The following is a 16804-nucleotide window of genomic DNA, read 5'->3' as shown; positions in this document are numbered from 1 at the left end:
TCGCCGAACGGCTGCGAAGCGCCCACGGCGTGCCGGTGTTCGTGCACGCCGCCGACGCCGTCCGCACCCGTACCGGGGAGAAGCCCAAGGTCGCGACCGGGCCCATGCGTCTCGGGCCGACACTCGGGTTCTTCTCCTACTCCGTCCGCAAGAACGGCCTGCGCCCCCGCTACGTCGGCGAAGTCACCGAGATCGGTGACGGCGACGTCCTGGACCTGCCCGGGAGCCCGGTGATCGTGGGCATGCCAGGACACTCCCCGGGCAGCGTGGCGGTGCACGTCCCGCTCGCCGACGCCGTCTTCGTCGGGGACGCCCTCACCACGCGCCACGTCCTCACCGGACGCGAAGGCCCCCAACCGGCGCCCTTCACCGACGACCCGGCCGAAGCCCTCGACTCCCTCGACCGGATCGGCGGACTGCCGGCGTCCTGGGTGCTCCCCGGCCATGGCGCTCCTTGGCGCACCTCGCCGGCCAGAGTGGGGGAAGAGGTTCGGTCGGCGTCGGCTGGTACCCACGGGTGAACCGGACCCCACATACCCCGCCACCAGCGCACGCTGTGGCGGCGGCCTGTGTCCGGGCTGATGTCGTGCCCCCCGAGTCCCACTGTGCGCGTCGTGGACGCTCGAAGTGTCAGGGCCTCGGCCGGCATTGCAGTTCGCGATACGAACGAGTATAGTTCGTATCGCGAACTGAATGAAGGGCGATATTGTGTCCATATCTGACGTGGTGTTTGGTTTTGGGGCGCATTCCGGTTTCGAGGACCTGCCCGAGCTGTCGCGCATGGTTCAGCAGGCCGACCGGGACGGGCTTGATCTCTTCTCGCTGTCCGACCATCCCTATCTCGGCGAGCGGCTGGACGCCTACGCCACGATCGGCTTCCTCCTGGGCGGCACGCGGCACATCGCCGGCCTGGCCAACGTCACCAACCTGCCGACCAGGCCCGCCCCCATGCTGGCCAGGACGGTGACGTCGTTGTCGGCGCTGTCGAACGGCCGCGTCGTGCTCGGCATGGGCGCGGGCGGGCTGTGGGACCGCATCGCCGACATGGGCGTGCCCCGGCAGACCCCCGGCGAAGCCGTGGACGCCTTCGAGGAGGCGATCGTCCTGATCCGGAAGCTGTCGGGCGGCGGCGCGCCGGTCACCCACGAGGGACGTCACTACCGGGTGCGCCGGATCGAGCCCGCCCCCGTGGTCGCGCCTCAGGTGTGGACCGGGTCGAACGGGCCGAAGTCGCTGGCCGCCACGGGCAGGGTGGCCGACGGCTGGATCCCCGGTCACGCGGCCGACTGGCGCAGCGAGCGCTACCGCGCCTCACGGCCGATCATCGACGAGGCGGCGGCCGCAGTGGGCCGCGACCCGCGCGAGATCCGTACGATCTACAACTTCCCGGGCCGCATCACCGACCGCCCGCTGCCCGCCACCCGCGACCACGACGGGCGCTGGATCGGCGGCTCCGTCGGGCAGTGGGTGGAGGAGCTGACCGAAGCGGTGCTGGAGCACGACGCCTCGGGCTTCATGCTCTTCTCCTCCGGCCACGGCGCCTCCGACCTCACCACGCTGGCCCGCTGGGCACAGGAGATCGTGCCGTCCGTCCGCGAGGCGATCGTGAAGTAGCGAGACGGGCTGCGGGGCCCTGAGCTCGAACGGCGCTCTGATCGGCGGGTTCGCCACCGTCGGCGTGCTGGGGGTGGCCTCCGGACCGGCCGTCGCCGCTCGTAGCAGGCGGACGTTCTGACTGATCGGAAAGGGATCCAACGATGTCCCACACCGTCATCAGCCCTTCGAGACCCTGCACAACCCGGTCGGATACGGCTGCAGCCACATCGCCGGCGCCACCGGGGTTACCCCCCACGCAGACGCTCGTCGGAGTGGCCGCGCTCACCCTGCCCGACATGCTGTTCGAGGTGGACGCCGTCGCGGTCACCGGCGACACCACCTGAGCACGCCACGGTCTACGGTTCGTCGAGGATGTCGTACGTCGCTCGGGGGTCGAGGAAGGCGCACAGTTGTGCGGCCTCGGTGAGCAGCGCGTCATAGTCCTCCCGGCCCAGTCTGGTGAACGGCTGGATGCGCAGTGTCCGGTTCCGGATCCGCCAGGTGCCCTGCCACGTGCCGTCGACCAGGAAGGTGCCGGTGGTCGCGCCGTTGCCGGGTGGGAGCGGCACCGGGCGGTTGCCGGGGTTGACCCGGGTGCGGTCCTTGTGTGACAGCAGCAGATTGTCGTATTCGGGCAGGAATCGGGGCGGGGCGGGCGTGTCCTCTGCGGGGCGGGGCGCGTCGGGCAGGTCGTACAGCGTCTGCCCCTCCGGGCCGCGGAACGTCCGCAGGGGGAGCCGTTCCACCGTCTCGCGCAGATGGGTCAGTCCGGACCACAACTGGACGTCCGCGACAGTCGCCGGGCCGAACGCGCCGAGATGACGCAGTACCAGCGCGTCCATCGGCACCGGACGCAGCGGCGCGCCCAGCCAGCTCTCCACGGGCGCCCATGCGGCGGGGCCGCTCCTGCCCCAGACGCCCCGGGGCGGCACCTGGCACAGCGCGATGTGATGCGTCGCGGCGTAGGCCAGCGCGTTCGGGTCGGCGTCCGGCCGGCCTTCCGCGAGCAGCCTGCCGAGCTCGGCGCGGGTGCGCGGCCGCTCGTCCAGCAGCCGTTTCGCCTGGGTGAGCAGCGCGTCCCGGTCCACTCCCCGGGTTCCGTGGCGAAAGTGCCCGCTGAACTGGGCGGCGTGCAGCGGATGGAACAGCAGGCGCCAGTCCAGGCAGTCGCGGGCGCTGACGAGATGCACGGTGTTGCGCATCAGGTGCAGCCGTACCACCTGACGCCGCTCGGTCAGCGTGGCAAGCTCGTCCGCCGTGAAGCCCTGGAGACGGGTCCACAATCCCACGCACGGGGCGAGCGGCGCCTGGGACTGCATGCCGCCCAGGTGCTCGATCGCGTCGATCGCCCGTGCCGGCGCGCGTTCCAGCAGGTGCTGGCGAGCCAGCGTGGCGCGGTTGAGGCCACGCCGGCTCAGCACGTCGGTCACTTCAGGGGTCCGAAGAAGGTACGCAGGTCCGCCGCCAGTTGGGACGGGGCCTCCATCGCCGGGAAGTGCAGGCCGCGCTCGAACTCGGTCCAGTGCGCGTCGGCCGGCGCGGGGACCAGCTTGCGCACCGTCTCGTCACTGCCGAAGACCGCGAAGCCCTGCGGCACGGCGGCCGGCGCGCCCCAGTCGGACGAGTGCGCCTGCTCGTACAGGGTGTGGGCGGCGGTGGCGCCTGAGCCGGTGAACCAGTACAGGCTGACCGTGGTGAGAAGCTGGTCGCGGTCGACCGGCAGGTCGGTCCACTCGTGGACCTTCTCGGCGATCCAGGCGAGCTGCAGCAGCGGCGAGTCGACCAGGCCGTAGCCGATGGTCTGCGGCCGGCTGTTCTGGATCGCCAGGTAGCCGGAGCCTTCCTTGTCGAACGCCTCCATCCGGCTCAGGATCAGCTTGTCGACCGGGTCGTTCTCGTCGAGCCGGTCGGCCATCCCCGGCATGAAGGTGGCGACGCTCGCGGCGGTCCGCGGATCGGTCACGACGTGCAGGCCGATGACGTGCTCGCCGTCGAGGCCGGCGACCATGCCGGACACGCCGGCGCCGACGTCGCCGCCGTGGACGCCGTACCGCTCGTAGCCGAGCCGGCTCATCAGCTCGGCCCAGGCGCGTGCGGTGCGGCCCATCGACCAGCCGGTCCCGCCCAACGGGGTCGAGAAGGCGTAGCCGGGCAGCGACGGCGCGACGACATGGAACGCCTGGCCCTCGGCGGGGTCGATCAGCGGCTCGATCAGGTGCAGGAACTCGGCGACGGAGCTCGGGAAGCCGTGGGTGATCAGCAGCGGCTTGGCGTCGGGCCGGTCGGACCTGATGTGCAGGAAGTGCACGCGCTGGCCGTCGATCTCGGTGGTGAACTGCGGGTACCGGTTGAGCCGGGCCTCCTGGGCGCGCCAGTCGTACTGCGTGCGCCAGTACTCGGCGAGCTCCTTCAGATGGCCCAGCGGAATGCCGCGCGTCCATTCCGTCCCGGGCAGCTCACCGGGCCAGCGGGCGTTGGCGAGCCGGTCATGCAGGTAGTCGACGTCGGCCTGGGGGATCTCGATGCGGAAGGGGTGAATGCTGTCGTTTTCTGTGCTCACGTGGAGAAGAGTAGGAACAATAGAGGAAAGGAGCTTTCCTAGATTGCCGTCAGGATCGAAGAATGTTGGAAACCTCGGCGCGGCTGCTGCGCCTGCTGTCCCTGTTGCAGGCTCATCGCGACTGGACCAGCACCGAGCTCGCCACCCGGCTCGGCGTCACCACCCGCACCATCCGCAATGACATCGGCCGGTTGCGCGAGCTGGGCTATCCGGTCGACGCGCGGCCGGGCGTGGCCGGCGGGTACCGGCTCGGCTCGGACGGCGCCCTGCCCCCGCTGCTGCTGGACGACGACGAGGCGGTGGCGGTCGCGATCGGCCTGCGTACGGCCGCTGGCGGCTCGATCGCGGGGATCGAGGAGACCTCCGTGCGCGCGCTGGCGAAGCTGCAACAGGTGCTGCCCTCGCGGCTGCGTCACCGGGTGAGCGCTTTCCAGTCGCACACGCTGCCGATGCCGTCGCGCGGCTCGCAGGTGGACCCCGACGTGCTGACCGTGATCGCGAGCGCGTGCCGTGACCATGAACGGCTCCGGTTCGACTACCGGACGCATTCCGGCACGGCCGGCCGCCGCTCGGTCGAGCCGTACCGCCTGGTCAACGACCGGCGGCGCTGGTACCTGGTGGCCTGGGACCTGGACCGGGACGCCTGGCGCACCTTCCGGGTCGACCGGATCGAGCCGCTGACGCCGACGGGACCGCGCTTCACGCCCCGCGCGCTGCCGCCCGACCCCGAGATCACGGCGCGGGTGGCACGCGGGGTCGGCGAGGCGACCTGGCGATACCGGGCCCGGGTGATCGTGCACGCGCCCGCGGCGTACGTGCGGGACCGGCTGCCGATCCCCATGGAGGTGGAGTCCCTGGGCAAGGACCGGTGCGCGTTCGAGCCGGGCTCGGACCATCCGGAGATGCTCGCCCTCTATCTCGGGCTGCTGGACGCGGACTTCACGATCGTGGACTCGCCGGAACTGGTCGACGCGCTGCGCAACCTCACGGACCGCTACCAGCGCGCGATCGACGCCGCCGGGCGGCCGTCCGGCGGGCCGGCGGACCGGTGAGTCGGGCGAGGACGGCGGCCCCTTCGGCGGGGTACGGCGTCGAGTACCGGGTTGTCGGTGCCGCATGGCATGCTGCCTGACATGGCGGGAACCGATCCAGCACTTGTCACCCTGGTCCTCGGCGACGAGGAGCTGCTTGCCGAGCGGGCGGTGGGTGCTGTCGTCGCGGCGGCGCGGTCCGGCGATCCCGGGGCCGAGGTGCACGATCTCGTCGGAGGGAAGGTGGGCACCGGCGAGCTGACCCAGCTGACCTCGCCCTCGCTCTTCGGCGACCGTTCGGTGGTGGTGATCCGCTCGGCCCAGGATCTGCCGAAGGACGTCATCACCGAGGTGGTGTCGTACGCGAAGCAGCCGTCCGACGACACGGTCCTCGTGCTGGCGCACCCGGGTGGGGTGAAGGGGAAGGCGCTGGTCGACGGCGTGAAGAAGGCCGGGGCCAAGGTGGTGACGATCAACAAGGTCACCAAGGCCGGGGAGCGGCTGGAGTTCGTCAAGGCGGAGATCAAGCGGGCCGGGCGGAACATCTCGGGCGATGCGGCCCAGGCGCTGCTCGACGCGGTGGGCAACGATCTGCGGGAGCTGGCGGCGGCGTGCAACCAGCTCGCCTTCGACACCGAGGACAAGACGATCAGCGCGGCGGCCGTGGCGCGCTATCACAAGGGGCGGGCCGAGGTCACGGGCTTCAACGTGGCCGACTCGGCGATCGAGGGGCGTCTGGCCGAGGCCCTGGAGCAGTTGCGCTGGGCGCTGGGCACCGGGGTCGCGCCTGTGCTGCTGGTGAGCGCGCTGGCCGGTGGGCTGAGGTCGCTGGCCAAGGTGGGCAGCGCGCCGCGCAACCTGCGTGGCGGGCAGCTCGCCGCCCACCTGGGCATGCCGCCCTGGAAGGTCGACCGGGTCAAGCGCCAGCTGAACGGCTGGGGGCCGGAGGGGCTGTCCCGGGCGATCCAGGCGGTGGCCACCGCGGACGAGCAGGTCAAGGGTGGCGGGGCGGACGCGGCGTACGCCCTGGAGCATGCCGTGCAGGTGGTCGTCGCCAGCCGTACGGGCCGGTAGCGAACCCGTACGTGACCGGCGGTGCCCCCCCAGGTCGGCCTCAGGCGGTGCGCAGGGGGCGGAAGAACGTGGTGAGGTCGGTCGTGAGCTGGGCCGGTTCTTCCAGGGGCATGAAGTGGCCGCCTCGGGCCGGGGTGTTCCAGTGGCGGAGGTCGGTCAGGGCACGTTCGGCGAGGCTGCGGGGGAACCGGGCCACCGAGGGCTCGTGGCTGAGCGTGACGGCCGACGGGACGGTGATGGGCGGCCGGGGCGGGTTGAGGTGCCAGTCGTAGTACGACTTGAACGAGGTGCCGATCGAGCCGGTGGCCCAGTAGAGGGTCAGCATGGTGAGCAGGGTGTCGCGGTCGAACCGGGACTCCAGGTCGCCCTGGCAGTCGCTCCAGGCCCGGAGCTTGTCCACGATCCACGCGGCCAGGCCGGTCGGTGAGTCGACCAGGGCGGCGGCGATGGTGTCGGGGCGCGTGAGCATGATCTCGCTGTAGCCGCCGTCGCGCTCGTCGTAGGCCGCCTCGGCGTCCAGGAACGCCTGTTCCTCGGGGGTCAGTGGCGGGGTGTCGAGGGAGGCGGGGACGGGCGGGTGGATCAGGTGGATTCCGAGCACCTGGTCCGGATACAGGGCGCCCAGCCAGCCGACGGCCGCGCCGCCGATGTCGCCGCCGAAGGCCCCGTAGCGTTCGTGGCCCAGCACCTCGGTCATGAGCAGGTGCAGCGCGCCGGCCATCGCGGCTCGGGTGAGGGGTTCGGCCGGCAGGCCGGAGTAGAGGAAGCCCGGCATCGACGGGATCACGACGTCGAAGGAGTCGCCGGGGTCGCCGCCGTACCGGGCGGGGTCGGCCAGGCGGGTGGCCAGGGGCAGCATCTCCAGGAAGCTGCTCGGCCAGCCGTGGCAGAGCAGGATGGGCATCGGGTCGGGGCCGGCGCCGGGGACGCGCAGGAAGTGGAGGTCCTCTCCCTGCACGGGAGCCTTGTAGTGGTCCAGCTCGTTGAGTCGGGTCTCCTGGGCGCGGAAGTCGAACCCGTCGGCCCAGTACGCCACCAGCTCCCGCAGGTAGGCCGGGTCCGTCCCGCCCTCCCAGGGACGGTGGTCGAGCGATCCGGTGAATCGGGCGTTGCGGAGACGGGTGCGCAGGTCGGCGAGTACGTCGTCGGGAACGTCAATGCGGAAGCGCGTCGTCTGCGATGTCGGGAATGTCATCTCAGCATGGTTATCACCGGACGCCTGTCGATCTCAATGCAATTGTTGAGGGTTGCTCTCCACGTAGAGCAGCAGCTGTTTGAGCAGGTTGTCCAGGGTGTCCTGGTCGCCGGGGGACAGGGCGTTCACCATGGCGGTTTCCAGCACGGCCAGGACGGCCATGGCGTCCATCCAGAGGTCGTGGCCCTTGGGGGTGAGTTCGACGTCCACGCGCCGGCGGTCCTCGGTGCTGCGGACGCGGCGTACCAGACCTGCCTTCTCCAGCGTGTCGAGGCGGCCGGTCATGCCGGCGGGGGAGAGTAGCAGTTCGGCGGCCAGCTCGGTGGGGGTGGCGGTGCCGTTGTGGGCCGCGAGCCTGTGGAGCGTCTGGAACTCGAAGTCCTGCACCCCGGTCTGGGCCAGCGCGGCGGCCTTGGCGTGGCCCAGGTGTTTCACCAGCGACTGCATGCGGGTCACGATCCCCTCCGCCCGCTCGTCGAAGGGGGCCTTGCCGCGCCAGCGGGCCAGATGACGATCGACGGAGTCCTCCACAGGACAGGATGATACGCCAACAAGTAATTTGTTGACGAATCATTCGCTGGCGAACTACATTTTCGGTCATGTCGTTCTCGTCGCTTGTCGCGTCCAGGAACCGGCTGCTGGCCGGGCGCTGTATGTCGGCGCTCGCCACGGCCATGATCCCCACCACGCTGACCCTGGCCGTGCTGCGCGCCACCGGGTCAGGGGAGGCCCTGGGGTTGGTGCTGGCCTGCGAGATGGTCCCGTTGTTGTTGCTGCTGCCCGTCGGGGGCGTGCTGGCCGACCGGATCAGGCCCGAACGGGGCGTCCTGGTCGCCGACCTCACGCGGTGCCTGGCGCAGGGGGCCATGGCGGTCGAACTGCTCGCCGGGGTGAACCGGGTGCCCGATCTCGCCGTGTTGTCGGCCGTCTCGGGGGCGGCGATCGCGTTCGGGAGCCCCGCGGTTCCGCGGCTGGTGGTGGCGGTGGTGCCGGGGGCGGACAGGCTGCGGGTGAACGCGCGGATCGGGGTGGTGACCAGCGTGTCGGCGGTGCTGGGGCCGGCGCTCGCGGGGACGCTCACGCTGGCCGTCGGGCCCGGGTGGGCGGCGGGGCTCACGGCGATGGTGTTCGCGTGCTCGGCGGTGACCCTCGGGGGAATCCGTACAGCAGTCATGGGCCGGGGCGCCGGGGAGCGTCAGGGCCGGGGGGCCGGGTTCGCGCGGGAGTTGGTCGAAGGGTTCGGGGAGGTCAGGAAGCGGCCGTGGTTCCTGACCTGCGTGCTGGGACATGGCGTGTGGCACTTCATGGCCGGTCTGTTCCTCACCCTCGGGCCGCTGGCGGCCGTGCAGCGGCTGGGAGGCGAGGCCGGTTGGATGATCATCGTGCAGAGCGGCACGGTCGGGCTGGTGGCGGGGGTGCTGGTCGCGCCGCGGCTGCGGGTGCGCAGGCCGCTGGTCGTCGTTCAGGCGGGGGCCGCGGTCTATCTGCTGCCCATGGTGGCGCTGCCGGTGGCCGTGGGGTTCGGGCTGTCGGTGGTGGTGGTCGCGGTGGCCTACTTCGTGGCCATGGTGGGGCTCGGGGTGCTCAGTCCGTTGTGGGAGACGGTGGTGGCCGAGGAGATCCCGGAGCGGGCGCTGGGGCGGGTGCGGTCGTTCGACCAGCTCATCTCGTTCGCGGCGCGGCCGGTCGGGCTGGCCGTCGCGGCGCCGCTGGCGGGGATGACCGGGATGGCGGCGCTGATGGTCACCGGCGGGGTGCTGGTCGCCGTCGCCAACCTCGTCGCGGTGGTGCGCTCGCCCGAGGCCGCGCCCCCTCGGGCCGCCGGGGACCGGGGTCAGGTGCCCGTCCGGCGGAGTGCCTGAGCGAGGGGGCCTGGGCGGGCGGGGGTCAGGTGAGGGCCGGTTCGCGGACGACGCCGTCGCTGATCTCCAGCACCCGGTCCGCCAGCGTGATCAGACTCGGGTCGTGCGTGGCGACCAGCGCCGTGACCCCTTCACTCCGTACGAGCGCCCGCAACAGCTCCATGATCTGCCGCCCCGTCTGCGAGTCGAGCTGCCCGGTGGGCTCGTCGGCCACCAGCAGCCGGGGCCGGTTGGCCAGGGACCGGGCGATCGCCACCCGCTGCCGCTGGCCGCCCGACAGCTCGTACGGCCGCTGGTTCACGTGCGCCTCCAGCCCCACCAGCGCCAGCAGCAGCCGCACCCGCTCCTCGCGCTCGGCGGACGGCACACGGGCCAGCCGCATCGGCACCCCCACGTTCTCGGCCGCCGACAACACGGGGATCAGCCCGAACGACTGGAACACGAAGCCCACCACGTCCCGGCGCAGCGCCAGCAGGGCGTCCTCGGACAGGGACGTCACCTCGCGCCCGTCCACGACCACCCGCCCGGAGTCGGGACGGTCCAGGCCGCCGATCTGGTTGAGCAGCGTGGTCTTGCCCGACCCCGACCGCCCCCGGACCGCCACCAGCTCCCCGGGGAACACCTCGAAGGACACCTCGCGCAGCGCGACGACCTCCTTGGGCCCGCTCCGGTAGACCTTGCGGACCCCCTCCACCACGACCAGGGGCTCATTGCTCATGGGAGGGCTCCTCTCGGGCGGGCCAGACGCCGATGTGGTCGGATTCGAGTTCGAGTCGCACCCGGCGCTCCATGTCCAGGGCGTTCATGAAGTCGCGCGGGAGCTGCAGGCGGCCCACGCGGTCCAGCACGGCGTACTCCTCGGCGACGATCTGCCCCTCGGCGCCCTCGCGCCGCAGCGTCTCGCTGCTGGTACGCCCGTCGCGGATGCCCACGGTGCGGTCCACCTGCTCCGACACCAGCGGGTCGTGGGTCACGATGACCACGGTCACGCCGAGCTCCCTGTTCGCCTTCCTGAGGGAGTCGAAGACCTGCCCGGACGTCTCGCTGTCCAGCTCGCCGGTGGGCTCGTCGGCCAGGATGAGCTGCGGCTCGTTCGCCAGGGCGACGGCGATGGCCACCCGCTGCTGCTCACCGCCCGACATCTCGGGCGTGCGGCGGTCGGCGCAGTAGCCGACGCCCAGGAGCTCCAGCAGCTCGCCGGCGCGGGCGCGGCGCGCCCGGTCGCCGCCGGCCAGCTTCATGGGCAGCTCGACGTTCTCCCTGGCGGTCAGGTACGGCAGCAGGTTCCGCGCGGTCTGCTGCCAGATGAAGCCCACCACGGAACGCCGGTAGCGCAGCCGGTCCTTGGCCGTCATGGCCAGCAGGTCGGTGCCGGCGACCCTGGCCACCCCGGCGGTCGGCACGTCGAGGCCCGACAGCACGTTGAGCAGCGTGGACTTGCCCGACCCTGACGCGCCGACGATGGCCACCAGCTCGCCCTTGTCGATCACCAGGTCGAGGCCCTGCAGGGCGACGACCTCGACGCCCTCGGTCTTGTAGATGCGGACGAGGTTGTCGCAGACGATGTGCGCGTCGGCCCCGAAGGCGGTCTTCTCCCGCGTGGCCTTGGCTTCCAGCTCTGACAGGGTCGGGTTCATGTGAGGTCCCCCACTCGAAGGACGGCGCCGAGGCTGCGACGGCGGCTGATGGCGGTGTGCGCGTACGCGCCGAGCACGGCCACGACGGCCAGCCCGGCCGACAGCGCGGTCGGCGTGATCAGGTCTAGGGAGTAGTCGCCGACGGGCAGGTCGCCGGCGTAGGAGGACAGGTCGACGCCCGGCCCGAGCGCCGCGGGCAGCCCGAGGCCGAGCAGGAGGCCGGCCAGGGCGGTCAGCAGGATCATCGGCATGATCTCCAGGACGGTGAGCCGCTGCGCCTGCCGGTCCGACAACCCCAGCGTACGCAGGAACGACAGCGCCCTGGCCCGGTCGGCCGCCCCGATCACCAGCGAGAGGATGACGGCGACCAGCGCGTACGCCGCCAGCGCGACCGTGACCACGACCAGCGTGGTGCGCACGGTGCTGGTCAGCGGGTCGTCCTGGATGGCGGCCAGGGCCAGCGGCTGGGACTCCACGGTGCCGAGCGGGACCATCCGGCGCAGCTCGTCGAGCGCGGGGTTGCCGCGGATGAGCAGGGTGTTCACGGCGGGCCGCACGAGCGAGTCCAGCGGCAGGATCAGGAACTTGCCCTGGTTGTAGAAGCCGGGCACGGAGGTGATCACGCCACCCTCGGGCACCTTGAGCCGCGACTGCCAGCCGATCTCGTAGGTGCCCCGCCCCTTCAGGTCGGGCGAGACGAAGGCGCCGCTCCCGGCGGGCACGCCGATCGGCGCCCCGGCCAGCACCCGCCGCCACTCGGGCAGGTTCACGGCGATGGCCTCGGCGCGCTCGGCGCCGTACCCGACCTGGACGCGGCCGGTCTGCGCGAGCACGACCTGCTCGACGCCCGGGGTCCTGCGCACCCGCTCGATCACGTCGGCCGGGATCTCGACCCGGGAGGTGACCTTGACCGGCGCGCCCACCTGCTGCCAGGACGCCAGCCGCTGCGTGCTCACCAGCCCGTCGGAGATCACCGCGGCGAACACCGACACGCCCAGCGCGGGCAGCAGGATCAGCACCGGCAGCACCGACGCCGACCGCGCCCTGGCAGCCCTGGTCAGCCCCAGGAAGGGCACGGCCCCCGGCCGCCGCGCGGCCAGCCGGACGAGCAGCCGCAGCGGATACGGGTAGCAGCGCAGGATGATCACGGCCGCGGCGAGCGTCAGCGCGATCGGCACCACCAGCAGGAACGGGTCGAACCCGGCCGAGGCGGTCAGCCCGCGGGTGCGCAGCAGGTAGGCACCGGCCAGCGCGAGCACCACCACCAGCACCTCCAGCGTGAGCCGGCGGGCGGAGGGACGGGCGGTGCTGACGTCCTCACGCTGCTCGTGCAGCGGCACCCGGTGGGTGGAGGCCAGCGAGGCGGCGGTGAACCCGACGGCGGCCGCCATCACCAGCAGCGGCCCGACGTGCACGATCGGCAGCACGGGCCCGGGGACGAGCCAGGACAGCGCGTACCCGGCGAGCCCGGCGGGCACGACGGCGAGCGCGGTCAGCGCCGCGCCGGTGCCCGCCACCTGCCGCAGCGACCCGCCACGGGCCCGGGTCAGCGCCAGCGTGTGGTCGAGCCGGCCGGCCAGGAGTTGCACCGCCAGCACGATCACGCCGACCGCCACCAGCAGCAGGCCGCCGAGCACCAGGTACATCACGGTCTGCGCGGTGGACTGGGCCGCCACGAAGTCCGTCAGCAACTTGGGCAGCGCGGTCAGCACCCGGTACGGGCTGAACGAGCCCGACGCCTGCAACCCGATCACCCGCTCGAACTCGCTGACGGCCACCTGGAGGTCGCTCGTGGCCAGCGCGTCGGCCTTGTCCGGGTCGATGGGCAGCACCCAGTAGTAGGCCAGGTTGCGCCCGTCGCCGCTGAGCGCGGTCAGCCCGTCGTCCGACATGATCGTCGTGATGTGCTTCTCGAACTCCAGCTTGCCCGGCGGCAAGATCCTGGTCACGGACAGGATGTCGCTGTTGTGACTCCAGTAACGGTCGTCCGGCTTCTTGGCCTTGAACGCGCCGACCAGCTTCACCGCCACGTAGTGGCTCTCGCCGAGCACCTTGACCTGGCCGAGCCGCAGGTCCATCGCGGGCAGCGCGGACTCGACCAGGCCCACCTCGATCAGCGGGATCGTCTCGCCCTGGAAACTCATGGTGGAGGGCTTGCCCGGCGCGCGTCCCTGGGCCCAGTCGACCCGCCGGTCGGCGTCGGACAGCCAGCCGAGGTTCATGAACATGGTGCCGCCCGAGCCCTGGATCGGGGTGACCACGGTCTTGGCGCTCATGTGGCTGTCGCCCGTGCCGGCGGGCACCACCAGCGACCGCAGAGCCGGGGGCAGGAGCTGGCGCCAGCGCCGGTCCCTCGACTCGAACTGGTCGCGTTCGTGCAGGTCCTCCTCCTTCGACATCGACCCGACGGCCACGGTCAGGTCGGCCTGCTCGGCGGAGGCGGTCCTGAGCGCGTCGCGCAGCGCCTGGTCGAACGACAACTGCATCGCCCTGGGCAGCCCCGCGACGAGCAGGCAGGCGCTCAGCGTCAGCACGAAGAGCACGGCCACCGCGCCCAGGTGCGTCCGGGCCAGCAGCGGGATCCTCACTGTTCCTCCCGAAGGCCGAGACCCTGCCTGCGCAGGTTGCGCGCCAGCCCGGCGACGATGGCGAGCAGCACCGCGGTCACCCCGGCGAGCATGGCGGCCGTGGCACCCCAGGGGATGTCGAGCACCACGCCGGGGGTGACCGCCGACGCCTGCCCGGTCAGCACGATGTGCGGCACCACGAGCATGCCCACGACGACGGCGAGCCCGGTCCCGGCCGCCAGCGACAGCCCGATCACGAACGTCTGCTCCATCGCCAGCATCCCGAACACCTGCCGGGAGCTCACGCCGAGCGCCCGCAGGATGGCGAACTCGTTCATCCGCTCGCGGGCCGCGACCGCCGCGTTGACCAGGAAGCCGAGCGCCGCGAACACCAGCGCCGCGAGGAAGCCCAGCATCAGCGCCCCCTGGAGGCCGCTGGCCAGCGGGTCGTCCTGCATCTTGGCGGCCAGGGTGCGCTGGTCGATCGCGGTGACGTCCCAGGCGGGGCGGCCGGTGAGCGCGGCCGCCGCCCGGCCGTCCGGGGTGGCGAGCCACCACTCGGTGGCGGGCCTGGGCAGTTGCCCCGCCGCCAGATCCTGCGCCTGCATCGTCCCCCAGTCGGCCAGTACGGCGTGTTGCCCGGCAGTGGTCGTCGGCATCGTCTCCACGACGGCCACGACCTTGACGTCCATGACTCTGCGGTCGATGCTGGCCCGTCCCACCTGGCCGACGCCCAGCTTGAGCGAGGTCGCCAGGTCGGCGGTGAGCACCACGGGCAGCGGCCCCTGGACCGGCGGCGACCCGAAGGCGGCCGTGGCCGGCTGCCGTCCGGTCGCCTTCAACGACACGGCGGGCGCGGCCACCGGCTGCCCGTCCGCGCTGATCCCGGTCACGGTCAGGCTCCCGCTGCCGGAGGGCGGCGCGCTTGCGACGAGCCCGCGCAGCGACAGCGGGTACGTGATCTTCCCGCTCCGCCCCGCCAGCGCCGCCAGGTCCACGTCCAGGGTGTTCTCGCCGGCCTTCAGCACGCCGAGCGACACGTCCCGCCACACCCCCAGCGCGTCGGACAGCACCAGCCGAACCGGCAGGTCCGCGTCCGTCGTGGCGCGCAGGGTGAGCTTGGACGGTTGTCCCGGCAGGTCCAGCCTGCCCGCCTGCGGCCCGGCCAGCGCCTTGGACATCTCGGCGATGGGCCGGTCGGCCAGGTCGGGGCGGAGCTGGAACAGTGTGCCGAGTTGGGCGGCGTCGATGCCGATCAGGATGGCGTTCTCGCTGCTGACCTCGGTCTGGCCGCGGAAGACGGGCGAGGCGGCGGTCACGCCGGGCAGCGCCGTGAAGGCCGTGCCGCGTCCGAGCGGGCCCAGCTCGGGCGCGTCCGGCGGGCCGGACAGGCGCAGGTCGGCCCCGGCCTGGTGGCGGGCCTGGTCGAGCTGGGAGGCGCGCCAGGTGGCGGCGGTGGCCATGGACACGATGCCGATGGCGATGGCCATGGTGAGCAGCAGCGCGGGGCCGGCGTACTTGAGCGGCCGCCTGCTGACCTGCCACGCGCCGAGCGCGGGGGCCAGGGACGGGCGCCTGGAGGTGATCCGCTCGGCCACCTTGGAGATGCGCGGCACCAGCCGCAGGCCGAGCATGCCGCCGGTGAGCAGGGCCAGCGCGGGCCCGGAGATGATCAGCGGGTCGATGCCGAGCCCGCCGCCCGCGGTGGTGGTGACCGGCGCGCCGTAGTGCTGGAGCTGCCAGATCGCCAGGCCGGCCACGGCCAGCAGCGCGACGTCGGCGCCCGCGCGCTCGATCAGGCCGCGCCCGCCGCCGCGCCCGCGCGCCGACTGCTCCTCCACGTACGTGCGCCGCGCGCCCGCCAGCGCGGGCAGCACCAGCAGCACCGCCGAGGCCAGGGCGACCGCGATCGACACCAGGAACGTGCCCAGGCCGACCGAGGGGTCCAGCCGAACCCCCGACGACTTGATCCAGGGAAGCTGGTTCACCAGCCCGAGCAGCGGTGGCCCGAGCAACGGCGCGACGATCGCGCACGGGACCGCCACCAGCAGCGCTTCGCCGCCGGCCAGCGCGGCCAGCCGCATCGTGCCCGCGCCGCGCGAGCGCAGCAGCGCCACCTCCATGCGCCGGTGGTCGGCCAGCAGCCGCGCGGTGAGCATCAGCGCGTACGCCGCCAGCAGCAGCAACTGCAGCACCGGGATCAGCATGGTCGAACGGGCCACCAGCGAGGCGGTGTCGAGCTGGGTGAGCATCTCGGGCAGGCGGCTGGTGGTCACGCAGCTCGGGCAGGCGCCGGCCTTCAGGTGCGCGCCCACCTCGCCGACCGCCGCCGCCAGCGGACGGAGCTGGGCCGGCGTCAGCGAGCGCAGGTCGGGCTCGGCGGTCCAGGTGGCGTTCACGTTGGTGGCGAAGCGGGCGATGAACGTCTCGCGCGAGACCATCAGCGGCCCGTACGTGGTGAAGTCGCCGCGTTCGACGCCCCTGCTGAGCAACTGCTCCCCGGTCCAGCGCTCGCCGAAGGGGTCGTCGAGCTGGAAGACGCCGGTGATGCGCACCTGGACGGGCTCCGGCGACAGGCGGCCCACGGTGGTCAGCTCCTGGCCGACCTTGAACCCGGCCGCCGAGGCCGCCGACAGCGAGATCGCCGCCTCCACCCGGCCGTCGGCGGCCTTGGGCCAGGCGCCGGAGACGAGCTTGGCGTGCTGGTCGAGGCCGTCGTAGCTGCCGAACCTGAGCAGCTCGGGACGGTCCTGCTTCTCCTGACCGGGCATGGCGTAGGAGTCGGAGTGGAAGCTCGTGGTGAGCGTGGGCGCCTTGGTGTACGCCTTGGCCAGCTCGGCGCGTACCGCCTGGTCGTAGACCGGGAACGTCTTGCCGGTGACGGGGGCGCTGATCGTCGCGGAGGTCTGGCGCAGGGAGGCGGTCTCCATGGTCCTGCGCACGCCGGCGTCGGCGATGGAGGAGGCGTACATGGTGAGCGCGACCAGCGTGGTGGTGGCGAGCAGGATCGAGCCGAAGGCGGCCAGGAGGAGCAACGGCTCGCTGAACGCCCGTTTGACGACCAACGGCCCCCGCATGTGTCCCCCTTCGTCCGTTTAGTGAACCCTCACGGAGAGGGCGGACGGGAGGCAAGGGATCTTGGTAAGGGATGCCCAGCCGATATCGGGCGGCGATGCCCATGTGATATCGAAACTGTGACAAAAAGCGCACAAAAACAAGAACGCCGCACCCCATGAGGAGTGCGGCGTCAGTGCTCCGCCGGACTGTGGCCCGGCGGCGGTG

At 72.2% G+C, this 16804-nt stretch carries 13 protein-coding genes; 5 read left to right on the top strand and 8 right to left on the bottom strand.

The genetic code is table 11. The features are described from left to right. Positions 1 to 521, top strand: a 521-nt coding sequence (locus ACWCSU_RS37750) for an MBL fold metallo-hydrolase (RefSeq protein ID WP_449941605.1), incomplete at its 5' end; no start/stop codon positions are given. 202 nt (positions 522 to 723) lie between these two features. Continuing rightward, positions 724 to 1614 carry an LLM class flavin-dependent oxidoreductase gene (locus ACWCSU_RS37745; RefSeq protein WP_449941603.1) on the top strand — a complete coding sequence of 297 codons (891 nt, stop codon included), beginning with the start codon at positions 724 to 726 and terminating at the stop codon, positions 1612 to 1614. A 338-nt stretch (positions 1615 to 1952) separates the two neighbouring features. Here the strand turns inward: ACWCSU_RS37745 and ACWCSU_RS37740 are convergent, their stop codons facing one another. Continuing rightward, positions 1953 to 3017, bottom strand: a complete 1065-nt coding sequence (locus tag ACWCSU_RS37740) for a winged helix DNA-binding domain-containing protein (protein ID WP_449941602.1) — start codon at positions 3015 to 3017, stop codon at positions 1953 to 1955. A 5-nt stretch (positions 3018 to 3022) separates the two neighbouring features. After that, positions 3023 to 4156, bottom strand: coding sequence for an epoxide hydrolase family protein (locus ACWCSU_RS37735; RefSeq protein ID WP_449941601.1), 1134 nt, complete (start codon positions 4154 to 4156; stop codon positions 3023 to 3025). 62 nt (positions 4157 to 4218) lie between these two features. Between ACWCSU_RS37735 and ACWCSU_RS37730 the strand changes: the two genes are divergently transcribed. Next, positions 4219 to 5208 (top strand): helix-turn-helix transcriptional regulator, encoded by a 990-nt coding sequence (locus ACWCSU_RS37730; RefSeq protein WP_449941600.1) that lies wholly within the window; start codon positions 4219 to 4221, stop codon positions 5206 to 5208. Between the two features lie 81 nt (positions 5209 to 5289). Beyond that, positions 5290 to 6261: a DNA polymerase III subunit delta gene (gene holA, locus ACWCSU_RS37725; protein ID WP_357694145.1), complete on the top strand. Its 972-nt coding sequence runs from the start codon at positions 5290 to 5292 to the stop codon at positions 6259 to 6261. 40 nt (positions 6262 to 6301) lie between these two features. Here the strand turns inward: holA and ACWCSU_RS37720 are convergent, their stop codons facing one another. Both ACWCSU_RS37720 and ACWCSU_RS37715 read right to left on the bottom strand, forming a co-directional pair. Next, entirely contained in the window at positions 6302 to 7456 is a 1155-nt protein-coding gene (locus ACWCSU_RS37720) for an epoxide hydrolase family protein (RefSeq protein WP_449941598.1), read from the bottom strand. Between the two features lie 33 nt (positions 7457 to 7489). Beyond that, positions 7490 to 7987, bottom strand: a complete 498-nt coding sequence (locus tag ACWCSU_RS37715) for a MarR family winged helix-turn-helix transcriptional regulator (protein WP_357694141.1) — start codon at positions 7985 to 7987, stop codon at positions 7490 to 7492. Between the two features lie 68 nt (positions 7988 to 8055). On the opposite strand from ACWCSU_RS37715, the gene ACWCSU_RS37710 reads away from it, so the two are divergent. Beyond that, on the top strand, positions 8056 to 9318 hold the full coding sequence (locus ACWCSU_RS37710; protein ID WP_449941595.1) for an MFS transporter: 1263 nt from the start codon (positions 8056 to 8058) through the stop codon (positions 9316 to 9318). A gap of 25 nt (positions 9319 to 9343) precedes the next feature. On the opposite strand, the gene ACWCSU_RS37705 is transcribed toward ACWCSU_RS37710, so the two are convergent. From ACWCSU_RS37705 to ACWCSU_RS37690, 4 genes are read right to left on the bottom strand one after another with little or no spacing between them, the layout of a single operon-like run. Beyond that, on the bottom strand, positions 9344 to 10036 hold the full coding sequence (locus tag ACWCSU_RS37705) for an ABC transporter ATP-binding protein (RefSeq protein ID WP_357694137.1): 693 nt from the start codon (positions 10034 to 10036) through the stop codon (positions 9344 to 9346). After that, positions 10026 to 10955 carry an ABC transporter ATP-binding protein gene (locus ACWCSU_RS37700; RefSeq protein WP_357694135.1) on the bottom strand — a complete coding sequence of 310 codons (930 nt, stop codon included), beginning with the start codon at positions 10953 to 10955 and terminating at the stop codon, positions 10026 to 10028. Before ACWCSU_RS37700 ends, ACWCSU_RS37705 begins: the two co-directional genes overlap by 11 nt. Then, positions 10952 to 13543, bottom strand: coding sequence for an FtsX-like permease family protein (locus ACWCSU_RS37695; RefSeq protein ID WP_449941591.1), 2592 nt, complete (start codon positions 13541 to 13543; stop codon positions 10952 to 10954). The genes ACWCSU_RS37700 and ACWCSU_RS37695 overlap by 4 nt, the downstream gene beginning before the upstream one ends. Beyond that, the gene (locus tag ACWCSU_RS37690) at positions 13540 to 16599 is read right to left on the bottom strand and encodes an ABC transporter permease (RefSeq protein WP_449941588.1); all 3060 of its coding nucleotides are present in this window, start codon (positions 16597 to 16599) and stop codon (positions 13540 to 13542) included. The genes ACWCSU_RS37695 and ACWCSU_RS37690 overlap by 4 nt, the downstream gene beginning before the upstream one ends. Positions 16600 to 16804 lie beyond the last annotated feature (205 nt).

This window comes from Nonomuraea sp. NPDC001699 (assembly GCF_053596455.1).
This window is presented reverse-complemented; position numbering and strand designations above follow the sequence as displayed.